Here is an 11,847-nt window from a genome sequence, read left to right on the forward strand (position 1 = left end):
GACACCGTGGACGACGATGTTCTCGCGCTGGTGCGCCGATCCGTTCCTCGACTGAGTGCTGCAGAAGCACGGGTCGCGGAGACGATCCTCGGCGACCCCACGCTCGTCGTCGATCTCGCCATCAACGATCTCGCGCAGCTCTGTCACACGTCTCTGTCGACCGTGGCCCGGTTCGCGCAGTCGCTCGGCTTCAGCGGGTACCGGGAGCTGCGGGTGGCGGTCGCTCGCACGGTCACGCTCGCCCAGGCGCAGCGGGCGCGTTTCGGCCTCGACACCACGGCGATCGACCCGGACGACGAGCCGTCGGCGATCGCCGCGAAGCTCGCAGCTCAGGAGATCGACGCGATCGAGAAGACGGCGCGCGGGCTCGATGCGGACGCACTCGACCGGGTCGCGAGGGCCGTTGTGGCAGCCCGCCACGTCGATCTGTTCGGGCAGGCGGCCTCGTCGTTGACCGCCCAGGACCTTCAGCAGAAGCTCGCGCGCATCGGCTGTTCGGTCGCGCACTCCGCTGATCCGCATCTGGCCCTCACGACGGCATCGCTGAGGACCTCGGACGACGTCGTCATCGCCTTCTCGCACGGCGGCGAGACCCAGGAGGTCGTCCGCGCTGTCGAGATCGCCCGGGACGCGGGTGCGCTGTCCGTGGCGATCACGAGCGCGCCCGACTCGACGCTCGCGCTCGCCGCCGACATCGTGCTGATCACCTACGCGCAGGAGTCGCCGTTCCGGATGGCCGCGATGTCGAGCCGCATCGCGCAGCTGGCACTGGTCGACATCCTCTTCGTGCGCGTCGTGCAGCACCGGGGCGAACCCGTGGTCATCCCGCTGCAGCTCACGCACGACGCCGCGGCGTCTCGGCGCCGCCGGTAGGGGCCGATCAGTCGATGTGATCGCGGGTGCTGACCAGCGCTCTGGTCGCGATCCTGTGCGCGCGGGCGAGGCTGCCGGTGAGGGAGAGCCCGGTCAGCACACCGGCGAGGAACCCGGCGGCGAACGCGTCGCCGGCTCCGATGGATTCCACGACGGGGACGTCGAGCGACCTGCTGTCGGTGCGTTCCGCTCCGTCGAACGCCACGGCGCCGTCGGGGCTCGTGGCGAGCAGATACCTCGGCTCGGGGAACAGCTCGCGCAGCCGATCCGGCTCGGCGGTGCCGAACACCGACTCTGCGTCGGGTCGAGTGCAGAACGCGATGTCGGCGCGGCGCACGTAGTCCGAGATCACGGCGCGCCCTTCGTCCTGGCGTCCGCGCCAGAGCGCGGGGCGCCAGTTCACGTCGAAGCTGAGCAGCCGACCGTCGCGGGGTGCATCGAACAGCGCATCCTGTGCAGCCCGCGCGGAAGCCGAGAGAGCAGGCGTGATCCCGGAGGTGTGCACCAGCGCCGCCTGAGCCAGAAGGACGGATGCTGCGGGGGATTCGAGGGTCGCGGGCGACAGCGCCGCGGCTGCTGAGCCCGAGCGGTAGTAGTGCATCGTCCCGTCGACCGAGCCGTCTGGGCGAGGCGACAGCTCTTTCACGTAGAGACCGGTCGGGGCTTCGGCGTCGACGTCGACGGCCGAATCGTCGACCTCGTGCCTGCGCAGCTCGGCCGTGAGGAACCGACCGAAACCGTCGTCGCCCACGCGGGACACGACAGCCGTGCGGATTCCTGCCGACGCCAGTGCGATCGCGGTGTTCCACTCCGCCCCGGCGAGCGATCGGTGAAAGGTGCGCACGTCCTCGAGAGGAGCGGCAGTGGCGGGGACGAAAGAGACGAGGCCCTCGCCGACGCAGACGGCGAGAGGAGATGTGTCGGGCACGTTGTGGACATTACCGGATGGGCACGACCACGTAACTTCCGTAACAGGAATGCAACCTGGAGGTGTTTGCATCGGAATGCGCACTGGGTAGCGTCGAGGCATCACCGTTCCGAAGTCGACGATGTCTTCGGGACGCGCACTGTAGCGCTCGACAGGAAGGTCACACAATGCACCACTCAGTCACGCGTCGGCGAGGACTCCTCGCCGTCACCGGAGCCGCACTGGCGGCGCTGGTCCTCTCGGGATGCGTCGCCAGCGAGCGCAGCGACGACGGCGGAGAGGCTGCGGGCGATGTCGACGGCACGTTCGTGTTCGCCGCATCCTCCGACCCGGCCAGCCTCGACCCGGCATTCGCCCAGGACGGCGAGAGCTTCCGCGTCTCGCGGCAGATGTTCGAGGGCCTCGTGGGCACCGAACCCGGCACGGCCGACCCGGCACCGCTGCTCGCCGAGTCGTGGGAGTCGTCGGAAGACGGCATGAGCCACACATTCACTCTGAAGGAGGACGTCACCTTCCACGACGGCACCCCGTTCAACGCCGAGGCCGTGTGCGCGAACTTCGACCGCTGGTACAACTGGACCGGCCTCGCGGCATCAGAGGCGTTCGGCTACTACTACAACAAGCTCTTCAAGGGCTACGCCGACAGCCCGGCGGACGCCGTCTACAAGTCCTGCACCCCTGACGGCGACTACTCCGTCACGATCGACCTGAACAAGCCGTTCGCCGGATTCGTCGCGTCGCTGTCGCTGCCGTCGTTCTCGATGCAGAGCCCGTCGGCACTCCAGGAGTTCGGCGCCGACGACGTGAGCGGCTCCGCCGAGGCTCCCGTGCTCTCCGAGTACGCGATGGGGCACCCGGTCGGCACCGGCCCGTACCAGTTCGACGAGTGGGCGCCGGGCGAGCAGGTCACGCTCAAGGCCTACGACGACTACTGGGGCGAGGCGGGCCAGATCGACGAGATCATCTTCCGCACGATCGACGACCCGACCGCGCGTCGTCAGGCTCTCGAGTCCGGATCGATCGACGGCTACGACCTCGTGGGTCCTGCCGACACCAAGGCGCTCGAGGACGACGGCTTCACCATGGTGTCGCGCCCTCCCTTCACGATCCTCTATCTCGCCTTCAACCAGGCCATCCCCGAGCTGCAGGACCCGAAGGTCCGTGAGGCGCTCTCGTACGCGGTCGACAAGGATGCGCTGATCAGCCAGGTCCTCCCCGAGGGCACCGAGAAGGCGATCGAGTTCGTTCCCGACACCGTCAACGGATACAACCCCGACGTCACGACCTACGACTACGACCCCGAGAAGGCCAAGTCGCTGCTCGCAGAAGCAGGCTATGACGAGGCCAACCCGCTGAAGCTGACCTTCAACTACCCGGTCAACGTCTCGCGTCCGTACATGCCGGACCCCGAGCAGATCTTCACGGTGCTCTCGTCGCAGCTGGCCGAGGTCGGCGTCGAGACCACCCCGGTCTCGGAGGAGTGGGTCGAGTACCTCGACCGCACCACGGGAACGGCCGACCACGGCATCCACCTGCTGGGCTGGACCGGTGACTACAACGACACCGACAACTTCGTCGGCGTCTTCTTCGGTCAGCAGAGCTCGGAGTGGGGCTTCGACAACCCCGAGCTGTTCCAGAAGCTGAACGAGGCTCGCGGTGTCTCCAACCTCGAGGACCAGACGGCCCTCTACGAGGAGATCAACGAGATGGTCGCGCAGTTCATCCCGGGTGTGCCGATCGCGCACCCGGCGCCGACACTGGCCTTCGACCCTCGCGTCGAGAGCTATCCCGCCAGCCCGGTGAACGACGAGGTCTTCACGGACATCGTCCTCACCGAGTAGGTCTGACCGACTGAGATGCCCACCCGGGTCTCCGCGCTCGCCGCGGAGGCCCGGGACCGGCGTACCTTCTGATCAACGGAGACCTCTTGCTGCGCACCATCGGCAGGCGACTGCTTTTCCTCATTCCCACTCTGATCGGCCTCAGCATCCTGCTGTTCGCCTGGGTCAGGGCCCTGCCAGGCGGCCCGGCCGTCGCTCTTCTCGGCGAGAAGGCGACTCCGGAGGCCGTCGCCAGGGTCAACGAACTCTACGGCTTCAACAAGCCGATCCTGGAGCAGTACTTCATCTGGGTCGGCCGCCTCCTCCAGGGCGACTTCGGAACATCGATCCAGACGAACCGGCCCGTGACGGAGGAGTTCTTCCGTCGCTTCCCCGCGACGCTCGAGCTGAGTGTTCTCGCGCTCATCTTCGCGGTCGGGGTCGGCATCCCGCTCGGCTACTGGGCGGCTCGCCGCCACGGCAAGTTCACCGACCACGCGTCGGTGGTGCTGAGCCTCGTGGGCATCACCATCCCGGTGTTCTTCCTGGCCTTCATCCTGAAATACGTGTTCGCGGTGCAGCTCGGGTGGCTTCCCTCGGACGGCCGTCAGAACCCCCGAATAGATGCCACGCACCCGACGGGGTTCTACGTCTGGGACGGCATCATCACCGGCGAGTTCGACGCGTCCTGGGACGCGCTCATGCACCTCGTCCTCCCGGCGTTGGCGCTCGGCACGATCCCGCTCGCGATCATCGTCCGCATCACCAGGGCGAGTGTCCTGGAGGTGCAGAACGCCGACTACGTGCGCACGGGCCGCGCGAAGGGCGTCGGTTCGTCGACCCTGCGCAGTCGCTTCATCCTGCGCAACGCGATGCTGCCCGTGATCACGACGATCGGTCTGCAGACCGGACTCCTCATCTCGGGGGCGGTTCTCACCGAGACCGTCTTCGCGTTCCCCGGCATCGGATCCTTCCTCGCGAGGGCGATCTTCACGCGGGACTTCCCGGTGCTCCAGGGGTTCATCATCTTCATCGCGATCGCCTACGCGCTGATCAACCTGGCGGTCGACGTGTCGTACAGCTTCATCGATCCGAGAGTGCGGGTGCAGTGATGTCCCGTCTCGTTCTCCGAAAGGGGGTGGCGTCATGACCATCTCGCTCCCACCCGCGCAAGGACCATCCGCAGCGAGCGGCGAGGTCGTCGACACCGTCGCCGTCGGCCGAGCAGGGCTCAGAGAGGGCCCTGGCGGATTCTGGCACGATGTGTTCCGCCGCCTCCGCCGCAACCCCACCGCCTGGATCGGCGCCGGCATCGTCCTGGTGTTCATCCTGGTGTCGGTGCTCGCTCCCGTGCTCGCTCCGTACCCCGAGACCGCATTGCCCGGCGCGAAGTTCATCACGCCGACGCACATCCCGGGACCGGGGGAGCTGCCCGAGTTCCCGCTCGGCCTCGACCGCTTCGGCGGCGACGTGCTCTCCAAGCTCATCTGGGGTGCGCAGGCGTCGCTGCTGATCGGTGTCATCTCGACCGCCCTGGGTCTGGTCGGCGGAATGATCCTCGGTCTTCTCGCCGGCACGTTCGGCGGATGGGTCGACACGCTCATCATGCGCATCGTCGACATCATCCTGTCGGTGCCGAACCTGCTGCTGGCCGTCTCGATCGCCGCGATCCTGGGTCAGACGCCCTTCGCGGTGATGATCGCGATCGGTGCGTCGCAGGTTCCGATCTTCGCGCGCCTGCTGCGCGCGTCGATGCTGCAGCAGCGATCGAGCGACTACGTGCTCTCGGCCCAGACGCTGGGCCTCGGACGCGGTCAGATCACCATGTCGCACGTGCTGCCCAACGCGATCGGCCCGGTCATCGTGCAGGGGACGCTCACGCTGGCGACGGCTGTGATCGATGCGGCGGCGCTGTCGTTCCTCGGTCTCGGCGGCGGTCGCCCCGAGACGGCCGAGTGGGGGCGCATGCTCACCTACGCGCAGGCCGAGCTCGCCATCGCGCCGTGGCTGGCATTCCTGCCCGGCATCTGCATCGCGGTCACCGCACTCGGCTTCACCCTGTTTGGTGAGGCGCTGCGCGAGGCCATGGACCCGAGGACGAGAGCACGATGAACGCTGCGAACGAGAACCGGGCGCCGAACGCGCCCCTGCTGTCTGTCGAGGGCCTGGCCGTCGACTTCGCCACCATGGACGGCGTCGTGCACGCGGTCGAGGGCGTCGACCTCGAGATCGCTCCGGGTGAGACCGTCGCGATCGTGGGGGAGTCGGGGTCGGGCAAGTCGACGACCGCGATGGCCATCATCGGGCTGCTCGCCGGGGGCGGCCGCGTCGCCGCTGGCAGCATCCGCCTCGACGGCCGCGACATCACGCGCGCCTCCGAGAACGAGCTGCGCACGATCAGGGGGCGTGACATCGGCCTCGTGCCACAGGACCCGATGTCCAACCTGAATCCGGTCGCCAAGATCGGCACCCAGGTCGCCGAGACGCTCCTCGCGCACGGTCTCGCCACCAGGCAGAACGTGAAGGAGAAGGTCGTCGAGGCGCTCAGCGCCGCGGGCCTGCCCGACCCCGAACGCCGTGCGAAGCAGTATCCGCACGAGTTCTCGGGCGGCATGCGCCAGCGCGCGCTGATCGCGATCGGTCTGGCGTGCAAACCTCGTCTGCTGATCGCGGACGAGCCGACGAGTGCGCTCGACGTCACCGTGCAGCACACGATCCTCGACCAGATCGGTCAGATGACGCGCGAGCTGGGCACGGCCGTGCTGCTCATCACGCACGACCTCGGTCTCGCGGCCGAGCGCGCCGAGCGCGTCGTCGTGATGCACCGGGGCAAGGTCGTAGAGCAGGGGCCGGCCAAGCAGATCCTCGAGGCGCCGCAGCATCCGTACACGCAGTCGCTCGTGGCGGCGGCACCGTCGGTCGCGGCAGCGCGCCTGCGGCCGGAGGCGTTCCGTGTCGAGGATCGGCCCGCTCAAGGGGCGGATGCTCCGGCCCTGGCGGACGAGGTGACGCCCGGGGTTCCGGCCGCCGACCACATCGTCGAGTTCGAGCACCTCACCAAGGTGTATCCGGTCCGAGGGCAGAAGGAGGACTTCGTCGCCGTGAACGACGTCTCCCTCGCGATCCCTCGGGGTGAGACGGTCGCCATCGTGGGCGAGTCCGGGTCCGGCAAGACCACCACGGCGCGGATGCTGCTCAAGATCATCGAGCCGACGAGCGGCCTCATCCGGTACGGGGGCAAGGACATCGCGTCCCTCGACCGCGCGGAGACGAAGGACTTCCGTCAGCGGGTGCAGCCGATCTTCCAGGACCCGTACTCGAGCCTGAACCCGATGTTCACGATCGAGCGCCTGATCTCCGAGCCGCTCGACTTCTACAAGCGGGGGAGCAGCGCCGACAGGCGCAAGCGCGTCCGCCGGCTGCTCGACGATGTGGCCCTGCCGCAGTCCATGCTGCGGCGGTATCCGTCGGAGCTGTCCGGCGGGCAGCGGCAGCGTGTCGCGATCGCCAGGGCGCTCGCCCTCTCGCCCGATCTGATCGTGTGCGACGAGCCGGTGTCGGCGCTGGACGTGCTCGTGCAGGACCAGATCCTCACACTGCTCGGCGACCTGCAGACCGAGTACGGGCTCAGCTATCTGTTCATCTCGCACGACCTCGCGGTCGTGCGACTGATCAGCGACTACGTGTGCGTGATGAAGGACGGATCTCTCGTCGAGGCGGCTTCGTCGGAGGAGATCTTCACAAACCCGCGCGACCCGTACACGCGCCGCCTGCTGGCGTCGATCCCGGGGAACGAACTCAACATCGCCTCCTGAGGCGCCGAGAGCGCATGGTCACAGCCGGTATATAGGCTGTGGCCATGCGCTCTCCCCTTCCGTCCGCGGCAGTCATCCTCCTCGCTGCATCGCTCGTCCTGACCGGATGCTCCTTCTCGACCACGGAGTCGTCGACCTCGACGGGCGAGGAGCCGGCGGAGTCGAGTGCTCCGAGCACCCAGGAATCGACGAGTCTCGACGCGGCACCCGCCACGGGAGAGACGATCACCGGAGACGGGTACACCTACGTCGTCCCCGAGGGGTGGGCCGTGCCCGATCAGGAGATCGCCGGCTTCAGCCCGGACACGCTCGCCGCGAACCGACAGGACACGGACGGGTTCGCCGACAACGTCAACGTCCTCGAGTCGCCTGCTGGCCTCGTCACTCCTGACCTCGTCGAGAGCGCCGGAGTGACCGAGCTCGAGGGAGCCGGCGCGACCGACATCGTCGTGAACGACCGGGTGACGATCGCAGACTCCGAGTCCGCTCACCTGTCGGCGTCGATGACGAGCGAGGGCACGACCTACAGCGTCGAGCAGTACTACGTCAGCACCGACGACCAGACCTACGTCGTCACGTTCTCGTTCAGCGACACGGTGACTCCCGACGAGCGGCAGGCGGTCGCCGAGTCGATCCTCGTCACCTGGACCTGGGTCTGACCGACGTCCGACGAGGCGTCCTGAGGGCGCCAATACCGCAGCATCCGAAGAACGTCAAGGATTGAGCTTGCCATGTCGCAAGTTCGCGCGTATAGTTGGTAGTTGCGCTCGCTTCTCCCTGCCCTCATATGGTGGTCGGCATTTCGTTGAGCATCCGGGCGCACACTCACCTGACGACAAAGGAATCGAGAAGCCCTGCGGGGCTCACGGAGGTTATTCCCTTGGCTGCTGCTCGCAACGCATCCACCACCACCACCACTAAGAACGGACGCGGAGCATCCCGTCTTTCGTTCGCCAAGATCTCCGACACGCTGACGGTCCCTGACCTTCTCGCTCTGCAGACCGAATCCTTCGGCTGGCTCGTCGGCAACGACGCCTGGAAGGCTCGTGTCGCAGAGGCCAAGAAGGCCGGCCGCACAGACGTGAACGAGAACAGCGGCCTCGGCGAGATCTTCGAGGAGATCTCCCCGATCGAGGACCTCGGCGAAACGATGCAGCTGTCGTTCACGAACCCGTACCTCGAGCCGGAGAAGTACTCGATCGAGGAGTGCAAGGAGCGTGGCAAGACCTACGCCGCTCCGCTGTACGTCGAGGCCGAGTTCATGAACCACCTCACGGGCGAGATCAAGACACAGACGGTCTTCATGGGCGACTTCCCGCTCCAGACCGACAAGGGCACGTTCATCATCAACGGCTCCGAGCGCGTCGTCGTCTCGCAGCTCGTGCGCTCCCCGGGTGTCTACTTCGACAAGACCCCCGACAAGACGTCCGACAAGGACATCGTGTCGGCGCGCGTCATCCCGAGCCGTGGTGCATGGCTCGAGTTCGAGATCGACAAGCGCGACCAGGTCGGCGTCCGCGTCGACCGCAAGCGCAAGCAGTCGGTCACCGTGTTCCTCAAGGCGCTGGGCATGACCAGCGAGGAGATCCTCACGGAGTTCGCCGGCTACACCTCGATCGAGGAGACGCTCGCGAAGGACACCATCGTCACGAAGGAAGATGCGCTCCGCGACATCTACCGCAAGCTGCGTCCGGGCGAGCAGGTCGCTGCCGAGGCCGCGCGTGCGCTTCTCGACAACTTCTACTTCAACCCGAAGCGCTACGACCTGGCGAAGGTGGGTCGTTACAAGATCAACCACAAGCTCGGTCTCGACGCACCGCTGACCGACTCGGTCCTCACGGTTCAGGACATCGTCGCGACGATCAAGTACCTCGTGCGTCTGCACGCAGGCACGGAAGAGACCTTCCCCGGCATCCGCTCGGGCAAGAAGGCCGACATCCGCATCGCGACCGACGACATCGACAACTTCGGCAACCGTCGCATCCGCGCGGTCGGCGAGCTGATCCAGAACCAGGTCCGCACCGGTCTCTCCCGCATGGAGCGCGTCGTCCGCGAGCGCATGACCACGCAGGACATCGAGGCGATCACGCCGCAGACCCTGATCAACGTGCGCCCCGTCGTCGCCGCGATCAAGGAGTTCTTCGGAACCTCGCAGCTCTCGCAGTTCATGGACCAGAACAACCCGCTCGCGGGTCTGACCAACAAGCGCCGCCTCTCGGCTCTCGGCCCCGGTGGTCTGAGCCGTGACCGCGCAGGTGTCGAGGTCCGTGACGTCCACCCGTCGCACTACGGCCGCATGTGCCCCATCGAGACCCCTGAAGGCCCGAACATCGGTCTGATCGGTGCTCTCGCGACCTTCGCGCGCATCAACTCGTTCGGCTTCATCGAGACCCCGTACCGCAAGGTCACCGGGGGCGTCGTCACCGAGGAGATCGACTACCTGACGGCTTCCGAAGAGGTCGACTTCAACATCGCGCAGGCCAACGCCCCGCTCGACAAGAACGGTCGCTTCATCGAGAGCCACGTCCTGGCCCGCCCCAAGGGCGGCAGCGGCGAGGTCGACATGTTCCTCCCGGAGGACATCGGCTACATCGATGTCTCGCCTCGCCAGATGGTGTCGGTCGCGACCTCGCTCGTGCCGTTCCTCGAGCACGACGATGCGCAGCGCGCGCTCATGGGCGCCAACATGCAGCGTCAGGCTGTGCCGCTGCTGCGCAGCGACTCGCCGCTCGTCGGAACCGGTATGGAGGGCTACACCGCCATCGACGCCGGCGACGTGCTCACGGCTGAGAAGCCGGGTGTCGTCACCGAGGTCTCCGCAGACCGCGTCACCGTCATGCTCGACGAGGGTGGAACGCAGGATTACCACCTGCGCAAGTTCGACCGCTCCAACCAGGGCACGTCGTACAACCAGAAGGTCGTCGTCAACGAGGGCGACCGCGTCGAGGTCGGAGAGGTCATCGCTGATGGCCCCGCCACCGAGAACGGCGAGCTGGCCCTCGGAAAGAACCTCCTCGTCGCGTTCATGACGTGGGAAGGCTACAACTTCGAGGACGCTATCATCCTCAGCCAGGACCTCGTGAAGGACGACACCCTCTCCTCGATCCACATCGAGGAATACGAGGTCGACGCCCGCGACACGAAGCTCGGCAAGGAGGAGATCACCCGTGATCTCCCCAACGTCAGCCCTGAGCTGCTGAAGGATCTCGACGAGCGCGGCATCATCCGCATCGGCGCCGAGGTCCGCCCCGGCGACATCCTCGTCGGCAAGGTCACGCCGAAGGGCGAGACCGAGCTGTCGGCGGAAGAGCGTCTGCTCCGTGCGATCTTCAACGAGAAGAGCCGCGAGGTCCGTGACACCTCTCTGAAGGTGCCCCACGGTGAGCAGGGCACGATCATCGCCGTCAAGGAGTTCAACGCCGAGGACGGCGACGACGAGCTCGGCTCCGGTGTCAACCGCCGAGTCGTGGTCTACATCGCCCAGAAGCGCAAGATCACCGAGGGTGACAAGCTCGCCGGTCGTCACGGCAACAAGGGTGTCATCGCGAAGATCCTCCCGATCGAGGACATGCCGTTCCTCGCGGACGGAACCCCCGTCGACATCGTGCTGAACCCGCTGGGTATCCCGGGTCGAATGAACTTCGGTCAGGTGCTCGAGACCCACCTCGGGTGGATCGCGAAGCAGGGCTGGAAGGTCGAAGGAAACCCGGAGTGGGCTACGAAGCTCCCGAAGGACGCCTTCGAGGCCGCACCCGGCACCAAGGTCGCCACCCCGGTGTTCGACGGTGCGAGCGAGGAGGAGATCGCAGGTCTCCTCGACTCGACCATCCCGACCCGTGACGGTGTGCGCCTGATCGACTCCACCGGAAAGGCCCAGATGTTCGACGGCCGCTCCGGCGAGCCGTTCCCGGCGCCGATCTCGGTGGGCTACATGTACATCCTGAAGCTCCACCACCTGGTCGACGACAAGATCCACGCGCGTTCGACTGGTCCGTACTCGATGATCACCCAGCAGCCGCTCGGTGGTAAGGCGCAGTTCGGTGGCCAGCGATTCGGTGAGATGGAGGTGTGGGCCCTCGAGGCCTACGGTGCCGCATACGCGCTCCAGGAGCTCCTCACGATCAAGTCCGACGACATCCTCGGCCGCGTCAAGGTGTACGAGGCCATCGTCAAGGGCGAGAACATCCAGGAGCCCGGCATCCCCGAGTCCTTCAAGGTGCTCATGAAGGAGATGCAGTCGCTCTGCCTGAACGTCGAGGTCCTCTCGGCAGACGGCACGCTCGTCAACCTGCGTGACACCGACGACGAGGCCTTCCGCGCTGCGGAGGAGCTCGGCATCAACATCTCCAGCCGCTTCGAGGCCGCCTCGATCGACGAGATCTAAGGTTCAGGCCGCCGACTGAGCAGCATG

At 66.7% G+C, this 11,847-nt stretch carries 8 protein-coding genes; 7 read left to right on the top strand and 1 reads right to left on the bottom strand.

Features of this window, described 5'->3' with window-relative positions; genetic code table 11:
- Positions 1-6 precede the first annotated feature (6 nt).
- Positions 7-873 carry a MurR/RpiR family transcriptional regulator gene (locus MRBLMI13_RS12280; RefSeq protein ID WP_042539070.1) on the top strand — a complete coding sequence of 289 codons (867 nt, stop codon included), beginning with the start codon at positions 7-9 and terminating at the stop codon, positions 871-873.
- A 7-nt stretch (positions 874-880) separates the two neighbouring features.
- On the opposite strand, the gene MRBLMI13_RS12285 is transcribed toward MRBLMI13_RS12280, so the two are convergent.
- Positions 881-1,801 carry a sugar kinase gene (locus tag MRBLMI13_RS12285; RefSeq protein WP_367822838.1) on the bottom strand — a complete coding sequence of 307 codons (921 nt, stop codon included), beginning with the start codon at positions 1,799-1,801 and terminating at the stop codon, positions 881-883.
- Between the two features lie 167 nt (positions 1,802-1,968).
- Between MRBLMI13_RS12285 and MRBLMI13_RS12290 the strand changes: the two genes are divergently transcribed.
- From MRBLMI13_RS12290 to MRBLMI13_RS12315, 6 genes are all read left to right on the top strand, one after another.
- On the top strand, positions 1,969-3,642 hold the full coding sequence (locus tag MRBLMI13_RS12290) for an ABC transporter substrate-binding protein (protein ID WP_042539074.1): 1,674 nt from the start codon (positions 1,969-1,971) through the stop codon (positions 3,640-3,642).
- 86 nt (positions 3,643-3,728) lie between these two features.
- Entirely contained in the window at positions 3,729-4,733 is a 1,005-nt protein-coding gene (locus tag MRBLMI13_RS12295; RefSeq protein WP_309686350.1) for an ABC transporter permease, read from the top strand.
- A gap of 34 nt (positions 4,734-4,767) precedes the next feature.
- Entirely contained in the window at positions 4,768-5,733 is a 966-nt protein-coding gene (locus tag MRBLMI13_RS12300; RefSeq protein WP_056375728.1) for an ABC transporter permease, read from the top strand.
- Entirely contained in the window at positions 5,730-7,436 is a 1,707-nt protein-coding gene (locus tag MRBLMI13_RS12305) for an ABC transporter ATP-binding protein (protein WP_367822841.1), read from the top strand. The genes MRBLMI13_RS12300 and MRBLMI13_RS12305 overlap by 4 nt, the downstream gene beginning before the upstream one ends.
- A 44-nt stretch (positions 7,437-7,480) precedes the next feature.
- Entirely contained in the window at positions 7,481-8,095 is a 615-nt protein-coding gene (locus tag MRBLMI13_RS12310; RefSeq protein WP_042539082.1) for a hypothetical protein, read from the top strand.
- Between the two features lie 221 nt (positions 8,096-8,316).
- A complete protein-coding gene (locus MRBLMI13_RS12315; protein ID WP_042539084.1) occupies positions 8,317-11,820 on the top strand; it encodes a DNA-directed RNA polymerase subunit beta in 3,504 nt (1,167 codons plus the stop codon).
- The last annotated feature ends 27 nt before the right edge of the window (positions 11,821-11,847 follow it).

The sequence above is a fragment of the Microbacterium sp. LMI13-1-1.1 genome (assembly GCF_040815625.1).
GTDB lineage: Bacteria > Actinomycetota > Actinomycetes > Actinomycetales > Microbacteriaceae > Microbacterium > Microbacterium forte.